Source organism: Mucilaginibacter sp. 14171R-50, assembly GCF_010093045.1.
Lineage (GTDB): Bacteria > Bacteroidota > Bacteroidia > Sphingobacteriales > Sphingobacteriaceae > Mucilaginibacter.
This window is the reverse complement of record NZ_CP048115.1, coordinates 1,539,517-1,557,449: the sequence shown is the minus strand read 5'-3', so window position 1 is coordinate 1,557,449 and position 17,933 is coordinate 1,539,517. Positions and strand designations below refer to the sequence as shown.

Sequence of the window (17,933 nt, the reverse complement as noted above, 5' to 3'; positions counted from 1 at the left end):
GAAAAATGACTTTAAACACCTTTAAGGAAGATTCTTCACACTTGTGAATAGCGCGGATTATTACAGCTATTAAAAGACGGTTTGATAATAGGCTTTGTAACAAAGCTTGCGCGAGGTTTGCCTTTCCCGCAACCACAAAACGCTATTCAGCAACCAGGCAGCATCTTGCTTAAGGTAATGATCGTAACATAAACCGGGTAACGTTCGAAACGTGATGATGCCGATAGCTCAGGCCTTTAACAATCGGTCGATGGCTTCAAATAACTCTTCGGGTTCAAAGGGCTTGCGGATATAACCACTAGCCCCCATTTCAAGGCCTGCCGCAACCTCCTTTTTTTCGGCGCTGGCCGTTAAAAATATAAATGGGATAGTACGGGTAGCTTCGTTGGCTTGCAAGCCGCTAAGAACTTCATAACCATTAGCTTCCGGCATCATGATGTCACAAAGGATCAGGTCCGGTGAATGTTCAGTGGCCAGTATTAAGCCTGTTTTTCCGTTTAAGGCCAAAATAACTTTATAACCTTCCAGTTCCAGCAGTTCGCAAGTATTCTCGCGTATATCGTTATTGTCCTCTATCAATAAGATCGTTTTCATGGCCGGGATAATTTAGTGAAAATTCAATAATAAAAGTTGTCCCCTGGTTAGGTTCACTAATAAAACTGATATCGCCGTTCAATAATTCTACATATTGTTTTACGATAGTTAACCCAAGCCCGGTACCCTGTATGTTGGTGGCATTTTTAGCCCTGTAAAATTTATTAAACAGATTTTTTTGATCCTCCTGCGGAATGCCAATACCCTCGTCCCTTACCCTGATCATTACTTTTTGTTGGTCGTTGTCCGCATTGATATCCAGGTAGACTGTCTGGTGTTCGCCGGAATACTTCACCCCGTTAGAAAGCAGGTTGAGCATTATATTACGAAGTATCTTTTTATCCTGTGTGATATCGCGGGCCCCGTTATAAGAAAACCGGATATGCTGGCCGTGTTTGAGCATCCCGTTCACTTCCTCCACCAGGTCTTCTGCAAAATCATAAAGGTCAAAGGTTTCGCGTTCAATTTCAACTTTGCCCTGCTCCACTTTATCCAGGGAAAGAAATTCGTCAAGGATGACGGTGAGGTTCTTAACAGAGGCGCGGATACGGCCAATATGGCGCTTCCTTTTATCTTCCTGCTCGGCTTTGGTGTAGGATTCAGCCAGTGTAAGGCTGGAGAGAATAGCGCTTAAGGGGGTCCGGAATTCGTGAGAAGCCATGGCAACGAACCGCGATTTCATGTCGTTCAGCTCTTTTTCGCGTTCAAGCGACTGCGTCAGTTCAAGCGTACGTTCTTTTACCTTGGCCTCTAACTCATCATTAAACCGCTGGCGTTCGGTAATATCGGTTACAAATGCAACGGCAAGCGATTCATTGTCCAACTGATAATGACCAAGGCTGATCTCTACCGGAAATTGGGTGCCGTCCTTTTTACGGGCAAATAAATTGAGGCCATAACCCATTGGCCTGGCTTTGGGTTTTTTGAAATAACCCTCGCGGTGATGAACGTGGCTGTGACGAAAGGCTTCGGGCACCAATAGCTCAATAAGTTGTCCGGTTAACTCCGCCTTTTCGTAGCCAAACAGCTTTTCTACGGCCGGGTTGGATAGTTCTATCCTCCCTCCACTGCTAACCACCAGGATGCCAACGGTAGCGTATTGAAATAAAGCCTTAAAACCAGCTTCACTTTCAAGCGATAAGGTGTTTGACTCGTTCATAACACGAGGTATTAAGCGCGGGTAGATACGCAACTATAAAGTTAAAAAATATTCCAATTAGTAGTAAAACTTTTTTACGTTGCCGTTTATTATAAAGTTTTATTTACTGGTTTTTTTTAACGCTAAATAGCAATATCCGGAAAAAACAAGAAGGCTACCAGGCCAATAATGGTTAATGCCAAAAAGGCGATCAATACCGCCAACACCCATTGCGTAAGGGTCCACCCGGGCGGTTTTCGCTGCGGATGTTTAATACTTTTCGTCGTTTTCATAATCATTTTTTTTTCGCAACGTATATATCGGGGCCAATGCTGAAAACCATTCCACAAAATGACGGCAGGTGACGCCCGGTAACGGAATGATCTGGGGTGGTCTGAAGTTTAAATCAGGCGTTACCTGCCTTTGGTGCACGTTACGGCGTTCAACCAAGGCAGTAAAGCCCAGATGGGCAAATTTCAGCCATACCCGTTAATCTCAAATGCATCACTACCAGCCAGGCAGATAAGAATTTGGGTAATGATGATCATTTATGTACCGGGGCAATCGGCATTTTATTTAAAATGCCTTCTACCCCTTCAGGTATATCCTGGATAGCTCGTTGGCGGTCATCAACGTCGCCCGAACCGTAACCGCGCCAAATAACCTGGTGGTTGCGGCGTTCGATGAGGTCGATAATAAGTGTCCCTTCGCTATAGGGCATTTCTACAATATCATTTGCGACGAAAACCGGGAAAGGCCTATTAAAATTGTAATAAAAATAGCGGCCGTTCCTGTCACGTGTCACGCCGCGGTAGGCAATGCCCGGCCCGTAGACATAGGTAGGATAATTATATATCCGGGTGCGGTCTTTTACCTGCACCGAATAACGCACCAGCAAGTCGGGGCGTGCGCTTTGAAGCGCGAGCCCGCGTTTTTCAAGGCCCGCGGTAACCGCTTCTTTGATCTTTTCATCTACAAGGTCGCTGACATGCCCGGGAGTATCCGGCACAGGCAGCCAGGCAAAGGTGCGGTATTTGTTGAAGCTTGCTTTACTGCTTTGGATAGCATAATATTGATAGCCGGAGCATGCCACTATGAAAGTGGCCGCCAGCAGAACGATAACGGATTTGAAATTTTTCATGGCTGTTTATTGATTATGATTACCGGTGTGTGATGAAAACCGGTAAATTATTAAGCTTAAGCACCAGGTCGGCAGCGCTGGCCCTAAACAGGTTTGACAACCAGCTGCGACCATAAGCGCCCATCACAAGGATGGCGTTGAGTTCCCGCAAACAGTAATCGAATAGCTCATCCTGCGGCTTTCCACGCAGATCTGTAAAATCTATACGGCTGTAATGCACTTTAAGGTATTCATAAATCTTTTCTTTTTCTTCCTCATTAAATATCGCTCCTTCATCAGCCTGCAATACGTTAATGTCGGTCCCGCTCAGTTCGGGGAACAGGTAGGTAAACTGCTTGATGGCAAACAGCGCCGAAGAACTGCCATCAAAGGCAAACAGTACCTTATCAATGGCGTAGGTGCGATGAGGCGAAATGATAACGGGGCTCTCGGCCTTGTTCAGCAACGATTTAACCATCTCGGCCGGAGTTTCTAAGGGCGAGGTGGCAAACAGTGCCGGGCCGGAGATTATCACGTCGGCATAGCGGCTTTCGGCTACCAGTTCGTCCAACGGAACATCCTGATCGCGATGCACCAGGTAACTTATACCCTGCGCCTCGCAGGTAGCCTTAAATTTCCGGATATTTTCTTCAGCAATCCTTTCTTTATAAGTCAGTTCCGGCGGGTTTTCCGTGCGTATGCTTTCCGCATACACGCTACCATAAGCAAATTTGGCTGCAGGCGGCGCAAGGGGAAGGTCTTCCAAAAACACTCCGGTTAATGCCGAGCCTGTTAGCCGGGCCAGATAAATCCCGAATTCCAGACTTTGCAGATCGGGTTTTTCCGCGTCAAATGCGAGCATTAGCTTTTTCATGATAAAGCATTTTAAAGAAAGCTTTCGCCTTAACACGAAAGCTTTCTATTATTGTGAGCAGGTTAGTTAAATGATTTACAGGAATTCTCCTTTTTCGTTGATTTTTACCTTCAGCCGTTTGTTGCCGTTTTCAAGTAGTAGCTTAAATGTCTTGTCTGCCTGCTCCTTTTCGTCATAATAATACACCTGATAGATATCCTCGGCTATTCGCCAGTTCGGAAAACGTTGATTAACAGCATCCCTGATTGCCGATGGTAATTTAGTGTTCTTGAATTTTTCGGCCGTACGCAATAATTTACCGTCTTTATCATAAGCCGCCAGGATCTTACCGTCGGGTATGTAAAAAGAAATATAGTATCCGTCATAATCATCATCATAGAACTCCGACTTTTTAACATCGTAACTGGCGGCTTTCAATTCCAGCATTCTTACCGGCTGGCTCATGTCCCGGTTGTCTGTTGCATTCAGGTATTTATAGGTCGAGGCGATGATACGCACTTCGGGTAAGTTGATCTGCGCTGAAACTTGCAGCGCGGGGCCGGCAATGAGCATCGCCAGCATCAATATTGGTTTTAAAGTTTTCATGGTGCTTTGCTTTTTGATATGATTAATAAACCAGTTCAGGTTCTTCAATAGTGAGTTTGTTCACTACACGGCGTACCCCCGGGGCCTCCCAGGCAACGTCTTCAGCGTCGTCACTTTCAACGGCCGATCTTACCTTCCCGGTCAGGATAACCTTATCACCTATGGTGCTTACGGTAATTTTACCGGCATCTACCGTTGCATTGCGCCGAAAAGCGGCAGAAATTTTTTGTTCCAACTCAAACGGGGTAAGTTTCGGCTTGATGGTAATGAGGTTAAACACGTACTTTACACCGGATAAGTGTTGTACAGCGCTTTTGGCGCTATCACGCTGATACGCCCATTCAACCTCTCCTTCCAGGGTAACGTTGCCGTCTTCTACCTTTACCTTCAGCTTATCGTCAGGAACCACGGAATGCCATTTTAGCGCGTTAATAACGGCTTCGGCTATCTCTGCATCGGTTCGCCAATAAGCCGGCGACACGCCGATCTGAAGATCTTCGGCGATGGCTTTAACGCCGGCCACTTTTTTAGCCGCACGCTCAGCACTTAGTTTTTTGGAAAAAGAATCAACGATTCCCGACAGTGTTACGATGCCATGCTTTACGGCAACGCCAATTTCGGATGAATTCAGAAATGGCTGCCATTTCAATTCATCCATAACGTCCTTTTGGATTTGAATGTCTGTTTTCATGTTTTGTAGCAATTGATTAATTCAAAGAACCATGTTAAAAAGGTTGCATACCATGACAGTGATCAGCCCGGCAGATGAGCCTCATCATCAGTATTTTATCGCGCGCTTACCAACTCTACAAAATCCTTTACGCGCCCGGGCATTCAGCGATAAGGAGCAGTATACAGGATCGTAAAAAGAAGGCTAAAACAGGTCAGCCGCAGCCCTTGCCTATAATCAGCCCGACGGATAATACGGCAATTGCTTTACTTCCATCGTGCTCAATAACACCAATACGCTTGTTTTATATCACTTTTTTTAGCGTTAAGCGAAATTAGTTTTACCATAACCCGGGATATCGCTACAGCAAGCGCCTGTATCTGTGCCGGCGTGGAAACTAATAGACATCATATTTAAAAAAAATGAAGACCGCCCCTGAATTGGTCGCTGATCTGCTGGTCGCCGCCGGCATACAGCCGAACGGATCCGACGCGACAGATATCAGAATAAAAGACCAGCGCTTTTACAATCGTGTATTAAAAGAGGGTTCGCTGGGCCTGGGTGAATCATATATGGATGGTTGGTGGGACTGCGATAAGCTAGACGAATTAATTTTTAAATTACTGTCGGCAAATTTGCATCAAAATGTTAAACCTGCCGGCAGTTGGTTCAGGTATAAAATAACCGATCTGCTCTTTAACCGCCAAACCAAGCGGCGGGCCCGAAAAGTTGCCCGCATACACTATAACCTGGGCAATGATCTGTTCGAACAAATGCTTGGTAAACAGATGATGTACTCCTGCGGGTACTGGGCAAATGCTAGTAACCTTGATGAAGCGCAGGAACACAAACTGGAGTTGATATGCCGTAAATTAAAGCTTGAACCTGGCATGGAAGTGTTGGACATTGGTTGTGGCTGGGGCGGCTTCGCTCAATATGCCGCCAGTAAGTATCTGGTAAAGGTAACCGGCATTACCATATCGGCCGAGCAGGCAAAACTGGCGCAGCAACGGTGCGTAAGCCTACCGGTAAGTATTAAACTGGAAGATTACCGCGACCTTAATGGCGAATATGACCGGATCGTTTCCATAGGCATGTTCGAACATGTTGGCTTAAAAAACTACCGGGCGTACATGAAAAAAGTGAGGCAGTTATTGCGTAAGGACGGGTTGTTCCTGCTGCATACCATTGGTAGTGCCGATTCGTCGCCAACTGACCCATGGATCGACCGCTACATATTCCCAAACGGACAGATACCCTCGCCAGCACAGCTCAGCGCTGCCTTCGAGCCTGAACTTATCTTACATGACTGGCATTGCTTCGGGAAAGACTATGACCGTACCGTGCTTGCATGGCGCGGTCACTTCCAAAACAGCTGGCCAAAACTGCGCGATGCTTACGGAGATACGTTTTACAGGATGTGGATGTATTACCTAAACGTTTGCGCGGCGTCCTTCAGGGCAGGTAAAAACAGTTTATGGCAACTGGTTTTTAGCCGGCCAGGCTACAATGCCGACTATCGCTCCGTTCGTTAACCGCTCCAAATATCCGGCTACGCGGTTTTTTGCAGCCGGTGCAACTTGTCAAGATAAAAAGAAACTTCATCGTCGCTCACTTCATCAAAGTTGTCGTAGTAAGCGCCTACTCCGTAAAAATCAGGCGGGACCAAACAGGCGATCACTTCGTCGGCCTCATCCTTTAACAGCTTTATGGCGGGCGCTGATGCAACAGGGATGGCCACAACAACTTTAGCCGGTCTGCTTTTTTTGATCAGTTCAAGCGTGCGTAATAAAGTATGGCCGGTAGCGGCCCCATCGTCTATAACAATCACCGTTTTTCCTTTAATATCGACGGGTTCCGCATCACCCTGAAATTTCTTTCTCATCTCAGCCAGGCGCCGGCGTATTCCGGTCAGCTCTTGTTCAAGGTATGCTTGTGATACGCCCTGTTGAGGTATTACTACATAGTCTGTTAAACTGGCTGCACCGATAGCATATTCTTTTCCGTTTGGATGACCTATTTTTTTGATCAACACAATATCAAGCGGAAATCTTAGTTCCTTTGCAACATGGTACGCTACCGGGACACCGCCACGCGGCACAGCCAACACTACACCCGATTCTTTTTTATAAGCGCTAAGTTTGTCTGCTAATAAATGGCCAGCCGCCGTTCTGTCTCTAAACATAATTATTGTAATAATTGGGGCTTTAACCATTCAGCTGCGCATGCTTCTCCCAGCCCGTTTGTCAAACTTTGGCATTGCGGCGTTAACCGTTCCATGACTGTGCGCCGCGCGGAACCAACAACAGCAAATGGGCCCCGCCACCTGGGGCGGGGCATAAGCCGAATTGAAAAGGCTTAATTTACAGCGATCTTCTTCGCCGAAGTACTTTTAATTTTCCCGTTGCGGGGGATATTGATCTTTAACACGCCGTCTTCATACTTAGCGCTAAGCTTTTCCTTGTCGGCTCCTTCCGGAAGTGTAAAGCTCCGGCTGAACGACGAATAATTATATTCCTGGCGGGTGTATTTCCCGTCCTTCTCTTCTTTGCTATCTTCCTTTTCACTGCTAATGGTCAACACATCATCATCCAGGTCAACCTTAAAATCGTCTTTCTTTAACCCCGGGGCGGAGAGCGCCAGCTGGTAGTGATCTTTGTTCTCAATAATATTCACGGCCGGAACATTGGTGGCACGTTTAAAAAAACTACCGTCAAATAAATCGCTCCAAGGCCTGAACAGGTCCTCAAACACAACAGGGATCCTTTCTTCAATTTTTGTTAAGCTTTGATTTTTCATGATATAAAATGATTAATGATAAAAAATTTAAACAAAAGTAATTTCCGGTACCGTCCCGGGGCAGGATGCCCGTCATCCGTACGGGTGATTTAGATCAGCCCGGACAGTGGGGCCGATCATTTGCCGTGAGGGAAGGGCGGGCTAACTTTGATTATGAAACCTGGCTCAAAAACAAACGGAAACCACGGAAAGCCGTTAAAAACGGAACACCCGTTGTCTGAAAAAGATGAACAAGCCCGACGGCTGGAAGGAGTTAAAAAACTGCAGGCGGAGGCGCTGAAATTATGGCACGCACTAATGAAGAAAAATAAATGAAAAAGCTATTAGTACTTACCGATTTCTCGGCCAATGCAGCACATGCCGAGTCGGCTGCCCTGCGGTTATCATCAAAAATGTCGGCCGATCTTGTTTTGTATCACACGTTTTCGTATGTGCCTATGGCCCTTAGTAATATCGAAGGCCCGTTGGTTACTCCGGATATGTATTATGCAGACAGCATGGAACATTTACAAAAAGGAGCTCACCGGCTAAATGAGTTATGCGGCACAATTGCCGGTTGCAAAACCCATATCGACTGTAAAACCGGCGACGGCGGCCTGGCTGAGAATGTTCGGGAACTTACCGCTGGAAACGAGATGAGCATGGTGATCATGGGTGGAAGAACCGGCGGGACGATCGATCATTTACTTACAGGGAGCGATACGGCCGCGGTGATCCGCAAATCCCGCAAGCCCGTTTGCATAATACCATCGTCAGCACACCTGGATATTCCGAAAAAGGTGGTGTTTGCTACCAACTTTGAAATATCCGACTTGCCTGCCGTAGATTTTCTGTTGGATTTAGGCAAAGACCTTGATTTTGAACTGCAAATTGTTCACATATTACGGCCCGGCGAAGCAGCCACAGCGATAGGCGCTGAAATGGCCTTTCGCAAATTTCTTTTACACCGCGGACTCACTTGCAAACAAGTGTTCAGGGAAGCGGTTCAACCCGCGTTGCAGCATTACTGCGCGGACGAAAAGGTAGACCTTTTGGCATTGAGCCACCAGCATCATTCTTTAGTGGCACGGCTGTTCGGCCACAGCGAATCTAAGGCCGCCATTGCGCAACAACAATTACCGGTTATCATCTTTCCGCCGGATTATAAATAAAACTTTTAATGCTTAAACCAATGAGAGACTTTTTTACAAACTATTACTATTGGGGAATGCACTTGGTATGGTGGTTTCTTTGGGTTTGTTTACTGATCTGGATATTTGCCACACCTTACGATATTCCGGGGCAACGCAAAAGACGAGATTCCCCGCTGGACATTTTGAAAAAGCGTTTTGCCGCGGGCGAAATTACAAAAGATGAATATCGCGAGCGTAAAAATATCCTGGAAAATGAATAAGTCAATTTTGACGGAGAACCCAGTATAGCCCTTTAACATCCGCCTGCCACTTTGGGAGGATCAGTACCAGCACAATCTCTTCCGCCAGATCAAGCAGCGTAAAAATTGAGGTAATATAAAAAAGGTAAGTCAATGGTTCGTCCAGAAAGTAAAACAGGACCAGGAACATGCCTTGAAGAACAGCGGCTATCTTTGCCAGATATGTATGAAAACTGGTTAATTTGCCGAAGCGAATAAGGGCGATGCTATTTTGCGGCATATAAAATAAAATCAAAGCGGCCACCAACTGCCATTCGGCGCATAAAAAATCGACATGAAATAGCGCTATGCCTAAAACGGCAACCAACACAGTCAGGTCATCGGCGATGGAATCTATACGCGCCCCCATCAAACTAACCGCCTTGAAGCGGCGGGCCAGCCAGCCATCTATAGCGTCCGTAAAAAAACTGATGGCCAGCAGCCATTTAAAAATGTTAAACTGATGGCACAGCAATAGGATGACCAGCACAGGCGCAGCTGCCAGCCGGTAAAATGTGATCAGGTTAATCAATTGGTAACTCATCTTTTTCATCGCCAAACCATGATAAGGTAAATCAAAACAAACGGAGCGGAACCTAAAAGGCTATCGAAACGGTCCAGCATGCCGCCATGCCCCGGCAATATAGTACCCGAATCTTTCACATTAAGACTGCGTTTCAGCAATGATTTGATCAGGTCGCCATAGGTGCCACTGATGATGATGATGAAAGTCAGCATCAGCCAGTCTGCAATTGTAAGCAACAGAATATGCCGCGATATCAGGTAGCCCATCAATAAGCAAACTATTGCTCCGCCTACACTTCCTTCCCAGGTTTTTTTTGGCGAGATGCGTTTAAATAAAGGATGTTTACCTGTTAGTTTTCCACATAGGTAAGCTCCACTGTCATTTGACCAGAGCAGCAAAAAGACACTTAAAGGGATTTGAGCATGATATATATTCCCTGGTTTGGGCAGGAAGGGCAGCGCCAGGAAACAACACAGCGGCAAACAAATGCAGATGATTCCTAAAAAAGTGACCGCTAATGATTGAAAAGGCCTGTAACCAGGCCCGTAAAGCGACGCGACAAAAATACCGAAACCAACCGCCAAATTGAGTAGCAACCACTCCCAACCGCCCATACCGCTGCTTACTATGTAAGTGGTGATGATAAGGCTGCTGGAAAGAAAGTACCCCGCCGTGCCGGCAGGCCTTGTATCCGGCGTCTCCAACAGTCGGTAAAACTCCCGCAGGCTTAGCATGTTGATTATCACCAGCAAACCTGCGAAATAAACTGACCCCAGCCATATACCGCCAAGAATAACCGTTACCAATGCGATACCGGTTAAAACGCGTGTTTTAAAATTAGTCATGTTCTACTGCGTTATCCGGAAAGATCAGTAAGGAAGTATTCCCCTTATTGAGTAACTCCTTCAACGGGTTTTCATGAAATAGGTGGTACCAAAAAGGATGTTTTCGATAGCGCAGGGCAATAATATCTACCCCTGTTTCTGCTTGCATGGTGTCCAGTCCTTCAATAACCTTCGTGGCCCTCGCGCTCGTATGGCGGGTTGCAGGATATAAGCTTTTGATCTTTTGGCTGAAGGCCGAAGTGCTGCTTTCTTCCGCAAAATCTGGGATAACAACCCTGGGAGACACGTGACCTATGGTTAGCCGGGCTTTAAGGCGTGCCGTTAAATCAACAAGATCGCCTATAACAGCCTCGTCTGCGGCGGCCAGGTCTGTAGCAAACAAAACATGATGTATCCCGTAACTTACGCGGTTGCCCGGCGTAGCCAATATGGGGCAACGGACTTGCTGCAATACCGTCTTTACATCGCCGCTAAACAGCATATCGCCGTAAGACTTGCCGGATACCCCCATGGCAATCAACCGGCTTTTTTTCCTGTGCGCCAGCCCTGCTACACACTCGGCAAGCTGTCCTTCAAGCGCGATGGGGCGTACCACCGGACGCTGCCCGGGAAGCTTGATACGCTCCAGCCGCCGCACTTCCCGGTTCAATTTCACCATACTATCATGCCGCTTTTGGACAGCAGTAGGCTCCTGAAGTACGGCCGAACCCACCGATGGCAGATACGGCGTGATAGGATAAACGTTAACCAGCCAAATTTCGGCGTTCATCTGCGCTGCGATGAACAGCGCCTGCTCTGCTGCGCACCTGGCGGCGGCCGAGAAATCCGTCAGAATCAAAACACATTTCATAATTACGGTACTTAAACGATCTAAGCTCGTGAATGCTACCGGAAATTAGCATGATAACGATCATGCGACGGGCTGTTTTTAGTCAGCGTCAATAAGCTAAGCCGGGTTTATCTTGCACTGATTATGGATATCCTGACACATCTGACGCTCGGCGCGTGCTTAGGCGAAGCCATTGCTGGCCGTTACCTGGGTAAACGTGCGCTGGTTTGGGGGGCGGTGTTGCACAGTTTGCCGGATATTGATGTGGTAACCGCCCTTTGGCTGCCCACGCCCGCCGCATTGCTGGCACATCGTGGTATTACGCATTCTTTTATAACCAGTATAATAATAGCGCTTTTGCTGGCTACTTTTGCCTACCGCCGGCCCCGTAACGCAGATATGAACTGGAGCAAGTGGTTTTTGTTCATCTGGATCGCCATTTTATTGCATGATATCCTGGATGCCCTCAACAACTATGGCACCGGCTGGTGGGAGCCCTTTAGTACCGGGCGTGTAGCGTTTAATATTATTTACGTTGCCGACCCTTTTTTATTGATGTGGCCCTTAAGCACTTGTTTGATGCTGCTATTTGCGAAAAACAGTGTTATACGCAGACGGATCTGGAGTATTTTTGGATTAGGGATGGCATTTTTTTACGTGTTGTATTGCGGCGCCCATAAAAAGATAGTCGACCAAAGGGTAACCGAATTGCTAAAACGCCAAAAGATAACCTACTCTCGTTACATGAGCACGCCCGCGCCGCTACAAAATTGGTTATGGTATATTGTAGCCGGCACAGATAGCGGTTATTATACAACCTATTATTCGGTTTTTGATAACGAAGAACACCTGTCCCTGCATTATTTCCCGCGTAATGCCTATTTACTGGCCAGGGCTAAGCACCAGGCCACCGTTCAGCAGCTTATTCGCTTTTCGCCACAATTCTACACGGCAGAAATGCGTAAGGATACCCTTGTATTTAACGACCTGCGTTTCGGCCAGATCATTGGCTGGCAAAATCCTCGGGCGGCATTTGCCTTTTATTACTTCCCTGAACAGCCAAATGATAACAGATTGGCTGTTCAACGCGGCAGGCTGGCAGGCTGGAACAAGCAGGCAGTTCGGTCACTCTACCGGCGCATCAGGGGTGAGTGAAGGGTAGATTTCTGATAGCTGTATCTGTAAACTTATCGCTTTACCCCGGTGTCCCTGCCGGTCAAGGGTACTAGATCAGGTGTGCGCTCAGTTTGCCACCAGTCGCCGGCGCTTCCCAAACGCTGACAATCATCACCTTTTAGCATTAAAGGGGAATAATAACAACGGTATTTTTTGATGTGCCAGTTCTTTTTTGGCCTGGCTGTAGGTCAGCAGTCTTTTAAATACCGAATATTGGTGATGCGTCATTGAAAGCAGGTCGGCACCCGTTTGTTTACTGATGCGGTTCAAACGGCCGGTAACATCTTTCCCCCGGATCTCTTTATAGTTGATCGGTTTATCAAACCCGCTCAATTGCGTCAGGAACTGCTTTTCTTTAGCGATGGTAGAATCATCCTTATCGCCATTCAGCGTAACATGCACCAGTTCGATATCCAAATCAAACATCGAAAATAGTTCCTGAAGATGGCGAAGCGCGTTTAGATCCTGCGGTTCAAAATCAGTGGCAAAAACTATCTTTTCCAATTGATCCAAACCAGCTCTTGGCGGCACAACCAATACAGGGCATGTTGCTGTTTCAAGAACTTTGAATGTGTCGCTTCCGCTAAAAACATGTTCAACGCTGCACGACGAAGCTGCCGAACCCATCACGATCAGCTCAACCGGGTGTTCGTCCAATTGCAGGGCCAGTTCCCTTTCCAGGCTTCCTTCCTTGTAACAGGTAAATAATCGTGGCTTGTATGTGCCGCCGGTGCTGCTAATATAGTCGTCTAATTGTCGCACCGCCACATCAAGCAACCCTTCGCCTTCCCCGGTTCCGGCCACCGCTTCGGCTACTGCAGCACCTCCCAGGTAGCCCGGCATTATAGGTATCTTTGGTGAACAGTTCCATAGCAGCAGGCCTGCGTGGAATTTTTCCGCCAGCCAGGCGGCTGAACGGGCTGCGTGAGCCGAATTCCGCGAGAAATCTGTTAAAACCAGTATCATTTTCATAAACGTAATCTGAAATACCTGCAAAATAGCCTTAGCGGAGGCGCCATCCACTGACGGCTGGCAGCGCGAAAAATGATCCTGGTCACGCTGATATTAACGATGGCGAAGGTTGCGGTAAAGCGCCAGGCCAATAGGTATAGGCAGCCAAAACGAGAAGAAGCGAAAAAGCAGGGTAACAATAAGCGCCGCGTGAACCGGTAAGCCCAGTACCGTGTAAAAATAAGTCATGGCACTTTCATACGCTATCAGCGCACCCGGCGATATGGGGAGAGAACCGATTACCAGGCTTAATAACAGGCCGTACATGATTAAGGCCGGATGCAAGGTAACATGAAAACCATGTATAATGGCAAATACCGTGACCGCGTCACAAACCAGGATGCTCATATGGTAAAACACCGCGCAAATCAAAGCTTTCTTATCCTTGAAAAGATCCTTCCAATCCGCGTTTCCGCTTTTTGAAAGGGTAAGCAAGCCACTGTTTGCGATGTAACGCTTCAACCAACGTATGCGGTTAAGCTTTGGCAGCAGATACGAAATTGTGCGTCGATTACTGATACCCAGCATCAATGCACCAAGGCAGCAAAAAAATACGCACCCGATAAGAACCGTATAGCTCATTACAGGCTGGTGACCGGGCTGATGCCATACCCAGGCATACAGCCCGGTCAATAAAAATATAAAGGCCAGGTAATACGTAATTGATTCTAAAACCAGCGCCTGATATGCTTTTGCAACCGGCACTTTCCTTTTCACCAGTTGACGGAACAGGTAACCATTACCACTTATTCCCCCGCTTGGCAAAGCCTGATTAACAAAGAGAATAACAATGGACAGTTTAAAAAGCGTAATGAAGCCGGCAGTGCCGGTTTGGCCATTCAAAAGTGTTCGAAAGATCATCACGTTTAACAAATAAGTTGTTACCTGGGCAGTAACGGCCAGGATAAGCCAGGCCGCGCTCATTTGTGCCAAAAGCAAACGGATATCTTTTAACGTTCCGATGTACCGGATAGCGAGGTAAAAGACCAGTAGCGATAGTATGTAAAAAAGGATTCGCGCCGGCCTGAACACAGCTGCTTTTCTCATGCCACATATCGTTTACTGCGCCAGATAACCACCATCAATATTGTAATACGAGCCGGTAACAAACGAGGCTTTGTCTGAATTGAGCCACAGCGCTAATTCGGCAACTTCTTCCGCCGTACCCAGGCGGCCCATGGGGTGTAATGCTTTCACAGCGTTTAACGCGCTTTCGTCAAGCATATCCAATAAAGGTGTACGGATATATCCGGGGCCTATGCTATTGATACGCACGCCTTTATCGGCGTATTCAAGCGCAGCCGCTTCAGTTAAACCAATTACGCCATGTTTGGCTGCAACATAGGCCGGCGAACCCTTTGTTGCTACTTTACCCAGGATAGAGGCCATGTTTACAATACTTCCTCCACCTGAATTGATAATTGCCGGAACCTGGTAATGCATGCCATAAAACACCCCGGAAAGGTTGGTACTGATCACCTTATCCCAGCCTTCTAACGGATACTCGGCCACCTGACTCAACGGACCGCCGATGCCCGCGTTATTAACAGCTATGTGCAAGCCACCAAACTGCTTAATGGCGTTTTCAACCAGCTTTTCATTTGCAACAGGTAAAGAAGTATCTGTCTGAAGGAATATCGCTTCACCACCTTTGCTTTTGATCTCCCCCACAACGGCTTCGCCGTGCTCAGTATTAATGTCTGAAAGAACCAGTTTTGCGCCTTCGGCTGCGTAAAGCAGCGCTATGGCCTTGCCAATGCCCGAAGCTGCACCGGTGATGATAGCTACCTTGTTTTCCAAATTTTTCATGTTTGTCGTTTTTGTTGAGTTACAAAGGTCATATTTGGCGACGGTAACTTAAATGATATTTATCACCCGGGTGGATGATCTGCAGGCTGTTGGCGATCAGTTATCTGCCTGACTAAAGTCATTGCAGCTTATTTACAGAATCAAAAGCTTTGTTTATCAATCACTTGCTATGCGATACCATTGCTTCATTACTGATTATGACGGCACACTTGCCAGTAACGACCGGGTTATGCCTGAAGCTATCCAGGCGCTTAAAGCGCTTAAGGCAACCGGGAGGAAGCTTATTCTGGTAACCGGGCGCCAGTTGGAAGAGTTAAAAGCAGTATTTCCCGAGTACGTTGTATTCGATCGTATCGTAGCAGAAAACGGTGCGGTGATCTATTGTCCGGCAACCCTCACTTTGGCGCTGCTGGGTTCACCCCCACCAAAGGAATTTATCGATTTTTTAGAGGATCAGGCGGTGCCTGTTGCCATAGGGCATGTAATTGTTGCCGGCCGGGAGCCGCATCAGCAGGTTTTTTTGAACGCGATAAAGACCGCAGGTTTAGAATATCAGCTGATCTTTAATAAAGGTGCCGTAATGGTATTGCCGCCCGGTATAAACAAGGCCACCGGCCTGCACCAGGCATTACGCGAGTTGCAGATGTCTGAACATAACTCGGTAGCTATTGGCGATGCGGAGAATGATACCGCTATGCTGCTTACGGCGGAATGCGCTGTAGCTGTTCAAAATGCCCTGCCGCAGGTTTGCCAAATTGCAGACTGGACTACCGACAGGCCTGCGGGCGAAGGTGTGATGCAGCTTATTCAACGGCTGATAGATGATGATCTGGCGCAGATCGATCCTTGCTTGTCCCGGCACTACTTGTCATTAGGCAAAGAAATGAACGGTAGTTTATTTGAGGTATGCCCCTATGGCGAGCGGATATTACTTGCGGGTACTTCCGGTTTCGGGAAAACCACACTGGCTGCTGCCTTTATCGAAAAATTGATTGCAAAAGCTTATCAATTCTGCCTCATTGATCCTGAGGGTGATTATCAGGACTTACCTGGCATACTTACGATTGGTGACGGAGACCATCCGCCCCAGATAGGTGAAGTAACAGCCTTGCTGACCAGGGCCGATGAAAACGTGATCGTATGCATTCTGGCCGTTCCGCTGGATGACCGCCCCGCCTATTTCAACAAGTTAGCGCAGGCAGTTGCCGGGCTTCGGAAAGCTACGGGTCATCCGCACTTTATCATCATGGATGAGGCTCATCACCTGATGCCGCATCAGCACAGCTCCCGCCAGGTAGAATTCCCGGTAGAGTTTAACAGCTTTATGGCCATCACCACAAGGCCCGAACTGCTGGACCGGGAATTGGTTAAAAGGATAAATACTGCGCTGGTTATGGGCGAAGCGCCCGACCAGACCATGCGATCAGTGGCCCACATATTATCTGCTGACCTCCCTATGCCTGAAAATCAGTCGTTTCAAAAAGGCGAAGTACTGGTTTGGCAAAAAAACCGGCCCCATTTGCGGCTGGTTAAAAGTGACCTGCCGGGCTCGCTGCTCATGAGGCATAAACGCAAGTATGCAACCGGCGATATGGGTTACAATAGCTTCTATTTTAATGGCCCTGCTCACCGCCTCAATCTGAAAGCTAATAACCTGATGATGTTCATTCAGATGGGAAGCGGCGTAGATGATGATACCTGGTCATACCATCTACGTCGTCATGACTATTCCAACTGGTTCCGTCACTCTGTAAAAGATGAAAGTTTGGCCGTTGCTGCTGAGCAGGTTGAAAACGGGACGGACGACAGCCGGGCTTCCAGGCAGGCAATATTCAAAATGATAATGGAGAGGTATACCTTACCCGCCTGACTCAACAACACTCCATGCGGTCAATAAATATGGTAGTATGTCTGGCTCGTGGCTGCATTGAAGGGCTTTCTGCCCCATAGCCAAATACAATCGCCAACTGTACTTTTTCGCTTTCTGATGCTTCCAGCTGTTGATAAAGGGATGTTTGATCAATGTATTTCGCTAACCCTACAGGGCAACTATCCAATCCAAGTGAGCGCGCGGCGAGCATCATGTTTTGCGCGCACATGCCCGTTTCAAGCCCACCCCACTCGTTGTCCTTAGGCGAGGTGATAAATATAACCACCGGTGCTCCGTGAAAAATGTGATCATCTTCTGCCGTAACCTGGTCATGCGAACTATGCAATAACGTCTTTATGGCCTTCATCGGATGCTTCAAAGCCATTTTGACCAGCAATTTAGGGATCACTTTAGTAATTTCTTTAGAAAAGGCGTCAATCGTATCCCTATGCGTTACGACATAGAACTTCCAGGGCTGCCCGTTCATAGCAGAGGGTGCCATCCGGCCGGCATTGAGGATTTGCTCAAGCAAGTCATCATCAATCATTTGCGGCCGATACTGGCGTACGGCCCTTCGGTCAAAAATAGTTTTGATCGTCTCGTTTCCAGGTTTAACACTAATCGTTTCAGATTTCATAACGATACAGATTGATAGCAGTAAAGTACTTTATTTCCG

Annotated in this window: 22 protein-coding genes; 6 read left to right on the top strand and 16 right to left on the bottom strand. The window is 47.3% G+C overall.

Features of this window, described 5'->3' with window-relative positions; genetic code table 11:
- Positions 1-228: 228 nt before the first annotated feature.
- The 7 genes from GWR56_RS07275 to GWR56_RS07245 all read right to left on the bottom strand — a co-directional run bounded on the left by GWR56_RS07275 (position 229) and on the right by GWR56_RS07245 (position 5,002).
- The gene (locus GWR56_RS07275) at positions 229-594 is read right to left on the bottom strand and encodes a response regulator transcription factor (protein ID WP_162430468.1); all 366 of its coding nucleotides are present in this window, start codon (positions 592-594) and stop codon (positions 229-231) included.
- Positions 563-1,753 carry a PAS domain-containing sensor histidine kinase gene (locus GWR56_RS07270; protein WP_162430467.1) on the bottom strand — a complete coding sequence of 397 codons (1,191 nt, stop codon included), beginning with the start codon at positions 1,751-1,753 and terminating at the stop codon, positions 563-565. Before GWR56_RS07270 ends, GWR56_RS07275 begins: the two co-directional genes overlap by 32 nt.
- A 122-nt stretch (positions 1,754-1,875) precedes the next feature.
- Positions 1,876-2,025 carry a hypothetical protein gene (locus tag GWR56_RS07265; RefSeq protein WP_162430466.1) on the bottom strand — a complete coding sequence of 50 codons (150 nt, stop codon included), beginning with the start codon at positions 2,023-2,025 and terminating at the stop codon, positions 1,876-1,878.
- A 251-nt stretch (positions 2,026-2,276) separates the two neighbouring features.
- A complete protein-coding gene (locus GWR56_RS07260; protein ID WP_162430465.1) occupies positions 2,277-2,873 on the bottom strand; it encodes a DUF4136 domain-containing protein in 597 nt (198 codons plus the stop codon).
- 19 nt (positions 2,874-2,892) lie between these two features.
- Positions 2,893-3,726 carry a universal stress protein gene (locus GWR56_RS07255; protein WP_162430464.1) on the bottom strand — a complete coding sequence of 278 codons (834 nt, stop codon included), beginning with the start codon at positions 3,724-3,726 and terminating at the stop codon, positions 2,893-2,895.
- Positions 3,727-3,801: 75 nt separating this feature from the next.
- On the bottom strand, positions 3,802-4,311 hold the full coding sequence (locus tag GWR56_RS07250; protein ID WP_202925386.1) for a hypothetical protein: 510 nt from the start codon (positions 4,309-4,311) through the stop codon (positions 3,802-3,804).
- Positions 4,312-4,333: 22 nt separating this feature from the next.
- Positions 4,334-5,002: a BON domain-containing protein gene (locus GWR56_RS07245; RefSeq protein WP_162430463.1), complete on the bottom strand. Its 669-nt coding sequence runs from the start codon at positions 5,000-5,002 to the stop codon at positions 4,334-4,336.
- Between the two features lie 401 nt (positions 5,003-5,403).
- Between GWR56_RS07245 and cfa the strand changes: the two genes are divergently transcribed.
- Positions 5,404-6,516: a cyclopropane fatty acyl phospholipid synthase gene (gene cfa, locus GWR56_RS07240; RefSeq protein WP_162430462.1), complete on the top strand. Its 1,113-nt coding sequence runs from the start codon at positions 5,404-5,406 to the stop codon at positions 6,514-6,516.
- Between the two features lie 17 nt (positions 6,517-6,533).
- Here cfa and GWR56_RS07235 read toward each other — a convergent pair whose 3' ends face one another.
- Positions 6,534-7,166, bottom strand: coding sequence for a phosphoribosyltransferase (locus GWR56_RS07235; protein ID WP_162430461.1), 633 nt, complete (start codon positions 7,164-7,166; stop codon positions 6,534-6,536).
- Positions 7,167-7,339: 173 nt separating this feature from the next.
- Entirely contained in the window at positions 7,340-7,780 is a 441-nt protein-coding gene (locus GWR56_RS07230) for an Hsp20/alpha crystallin family protein (protein WP_162430460.1), read from the bottom strand.
- A gap of 153 nt (positions 7,781-7,933) precedes the next feature.
- Between GWR56_RS07230 and GWR56_RS07225 the strand changes: the two genes are divergently transcribed.
- Genes GWR56_RS07225 through GWR56_RS07215 form a run of 3 tightly spaced genes read left to right on the top strand, consistent with a single transcriptional unit; the run spans position 7,934 to position 9,173 of the window.
- A complete protein-coding gene (locus GWR56_RS07225) occupies positions 7,934-8,095 on the top strand; it encodes a hypothetical protein (protein ID WP_162430459.1) in 162 nt (53 codons plus the stop codon).
- Complete coding sequence (locus GWR56_RS07220) at positions 8,092-8,931, top strand: universal stress protein (protein WP_162430458.1); 840 nt, start codon at positions 8,092-8,094, stop codon at positions 8,929-8,931. The genes GWR56_RS07225 and GWR56_RS07220 overlap by 4 nt, the downstream gene beginning before the upstream one ends.
- 20 nt (positions 8,932-8,951) lie before the next feature.
- Positions 8,952-9,173 carry an SHOCT domain-containing protein gene (locus tag GWR56_RS07215; RefSeq protein ID WP_162430457.1) on the top strand — a complete coding sequence of 74 codons (222 nt, stop codon included), beginning with the start codon at positions 8,952-8,954 and terminating at the stop codon, positions 9,171-9,173.
- A gap of 1 nt (position 9,174) precedes the next feature.
- Here GWR56_RS07215 and GWR56_RS07210 read toward each other — a convergent pair whose 3' ends face one another.
- The 3 genes from GWR56_RS07210 to GWR56_RS07200 are packed head-to-tail and all read right to left on the bottom strand — an operon-like array spanning position 9,175 to position 11,412.
- Positions 9,175-9,744 carry a CDP-alcohol phosphatidyltransferase family protein gene (locus GWR56_RS07210; protein WP_238395355.1) on the bottom strand — a complete coding sequence of 190 codons (570 nt, stop codon included), beginning with the start codon at positions 9,742-9,744 and terminating at the stop codon, positions 9,175-9,177.
- The gene (locus GWR56_RS07205; RefSeq protein WP_162430456.1) at positions 9,741-10,562 is read right to left on the bottom strand and encodes a phosphatidate cytidylyltransferase; all 822 of its coding nucleotides are present in this window, start codon (positions 10,560-10,562) and stop codon (positions 9,741-9,743) included. The genes GWR56_RS07210 and GWR56_RS07205 overlap by 4 nt, the downstream gene beginning before the upstream one ends.
- The gene (locus GWR56_RS07200; RefSeq protein WP_162430455.1) at positions 10,555-11,412 is read right to left on the bottom strand and encodes a universal stress protein; all 858 of its coding nucleotides are present in this window, start codon (positions 11,410-11,412) and stop codon (positions 10,555-10,557) included. The genes GWR56_RS07205 and GWR56_RS07200 overlap by 8 nt, the downstream gene beginning before the upstream one ends.
- 123 nt (positions 11,413-11,535) lie before the next feature.
- On the opposite strand from GWR56_RS07200, the gene GWR56_RS07195 reads away from it, so the two are divergent.
- On the top strand, positions 11,536-12,546 hold the full coding sequence (locus GWR56_RS07195) for a metal-dependent hydrolase (RefSeq protein WP_162430454.1): 1,011 nt from the start codon (positions 11,536-11,538) through the stop codon (positions 12,544-12,546).
- A gap of 132 nt (positions 12,547-12,678) precedes the next feature.
- Here GWR56_RS07195 and GWR56_RS07190 read toward each other — a convergent pair whose 3' ends face one another.
- From GWR56_RS07190 to GWR56_RS07180, 3 genes are all read right to left on the bottom strand, one after another.
- The gene (locus GWR56_RS07190) at positions 12,679-13,539 is read right to left on the bottom strand and encodes a universal stress protein (protein WP_162430453.1); all 861 of its coding nucleotides are present in this window, start codon (positions 13,537-13,539) and stop codon (positions 12,679-12,681) included.
- 93 nt (positions 13,540-13,632) lie between these two features.
- The gene (locus GWR56_RS07185; RefSeq protein ID WP_202925385.1) at positions 13,633-14,625 is read right to left on the bottom strand and encodes a lysylphosphatidylglycerol synthase transmembrane domain-containing protein; all 993 of its coding nucleotides are present in this window, start codon (positions 14,623-14,625) and stop codon (positions 13,633-13,635) included.
- A 12-nt stretch (positions 14,626-14,637) separates the two neighbouring features.
- Positions 14,638-15,387 carry an SDR family NAD(P)-dependent oxidoreductase gene (locus tag GWR56_RS07180; RefSeq protein WP_162430452.1) on the bottom strand — a complete coding sequence of 250 codons (750 nt, stop codon included), beginning with the start codon at positions 15,385-15,387 and terminating at the stop codon, positions 14,638-14,640.
- Positions 15,388-15,556: 169 nt separating this feature from the next.
- On the opposite strand from GWR56_RS07180, the gene GWR56_RS07175 reads away from it, so the two are divergent.
- Positions 15,557-17,257 carry an HAD family hydrolase gene (locus GWR56_RS07175; RefSeq protein WP_162430451.1) on the top strand — a complete coding sequence of 567 codons (1,701 nt, stop codon included), beginning with the start codon at positions 15,557-15,559 and terminating at the stop codon, positions 17,255-17,257.
- A gap of 1 nt (position 17,258) precedes the next feature.
- Here the strand turns inward: GWR56_RS07175 and GWR56_RS07170 are convergent, their stop codons facing one another.
- A complete protein-coding gene (locus GWR56_RS07170) occupies positions 17,259-17,894 on the bottom strand; it encodes a nitroreductase family protein (protein ID WP_162430450.1) in 636 nt (211 codons plus the stop codon).
- Positions 17,895-17,933 lie beyond the last annotated feature (39 nt).

Bases quoted from the DNA above. Each gene is read 5' to 3' on its own strand.
- GWR56_RS07275 (WP_162430468.1), bottom strand. From the start codon at position 594: ATGAAAACGATCTTATTGATAGAGGACAATAACGATATACGCGAGAAT.
- GWR56_RS07270 (WP_162430467.1), bottom strand. From the start codon at position 1,753: ATGAACGAGTCAAACACCTTATCGCTTGAAAGTGAAGCTGGTTTTAAG.
- GWR56_RS07265 (WP_162430466.1), bottom strand. From the start codon at position 2,025: ATGAAAACGACGAAAAGTATTAAACATCCGCAGCGAAAACCGCCCGGG.
- GWR56_RS07260 (WP_162430465.1), bottom strand. From the start codon at position 2,873: ATGAAAAATTTCAAATCCGTTATCGTTCTGCTGGCGGCCACTTTCATA.
- GWR56_RS07255 (WP_162430464.1), bottom strand. From the start codon at position 3,726: ATGAAAAAGCTAATGCTCGCATTTGACGCGGAAAAACCCGATCTGCAA.
- GWR56_RS07250 (WP_202925386.1), bottom strand. From the start codon at position 4,311: ATGAAAACTTTAAAACCAATATTGATGCTGGCGATGCTCATTGCCGGC.
- GWR56_RS07245 (WP_162430463.1), bottom strand. From the start codon at position 5,002: ATGAAAACAGACATTCAAATCCAAAAGGACGTTATGGATGAATTGAAA.
- cfa (WP_162430462.1), top strand. From the start codon at position 5,404: ATGAAGACCGCCCCTGAATTGGTCGCTGATCTGCTGGTCGCCGCCGGC.
- GWR56_RS07235 (WP_162430461.1), bottom strand. From the start codon at position 7,166: ATGTTTAGAGACAGAACGGCGGCTGGCCATTTATTAGCAGACAAACTT.
- GWR56_RS07230 (WP_162430460.1), bottom strand. From the start codon at position 7,780: ATGAAAAATCAAAGCTTAACAAAAATTGAAGAAAGGATCCCTGTTGTG.
- GWR56_RS07225 (WP_162430459.1), top strand. From the start codon at position 7,934: ATGAAACCTGGCTCAAAAACAAACGGAAACCACGGAAAGCCGTTAAAA.
- GWR56_RS07220 (WP_162430458.1), top strand. From the start codon at position 8,092: ATGAAAAAGCTATTAGTACTTACCGATTTCTCGGCCAATGCAGCACAT.
- GWR56_RS07215 (WP_162430457.1), top strand. From the start codon at position 8,952: ATGAGAGACTTTTTTACAAACTATTACTATTGGGGAATGCACTTGGTA.
- GWR56_RS07210 (WP_238395355.1), bottom strand. From the start codon at position 9,744: ATGAAAAAGATGAGTTACCAATTGATTAACCTGATCACATTTTACCGG.
- GWR56_RS07205 (WP_162430456.1), bottom strand. From the start codon at position 10,562: ATGACTAATTTTAAAACACGCGTTTTAACCGGTATCGCATTGGTAACG.
- GWR56_RS07200 (WP_162430455.1), bottom strand. From the start codon at position 11,412: ATGAAATGTGTTTTGATTCTGACGGATTTCTCGGCCGCCGCCAGGTGC.
- GWR56_RS07195 (WP_162430454.1), top strand. From the start codon at position 11,536: ATGGATATCCTGACACATCTGACGCTCGGCGCGTGCTTAGGCGAAGCC.
- GWR56_RS07190 (WP_162430453.1), bottom strand. From the start codon at position 13,539: ATGAAAATGATACTGGTTTTAACAGATTTCTCGCGGAATTCGGCTCAC.
- GWR56_RS07185 (WP_202925385.1), bottom strand. From the start codon at position 14,625: ATGAGAAAAGCAGCTGTGTTCAGGCCGGCGCGAATCCTTTTTTACATA.
- GWR56_RS07180 (WP_162430452.1), bottom strand. From the start codon at position 15,387: ATGAAAAATTTGGAAAACAAGGTAGCTATCATCACCGGTGCAGCTTCG.
- GWR56_RS07175 (WP_162430451.1), top strand. From the start codon at position 15,557: ATGCGATACCATTGCTTCATTACTGATTATGACGGCACACTTGCCAGT.
- GWR56_RS07170 (WP_162430450.1), bottom strand. From the start codon at position 17,894: ATGAAATCTGAAACGATTAGTGTTAAACCTGGAAACGAGACGATCAAA.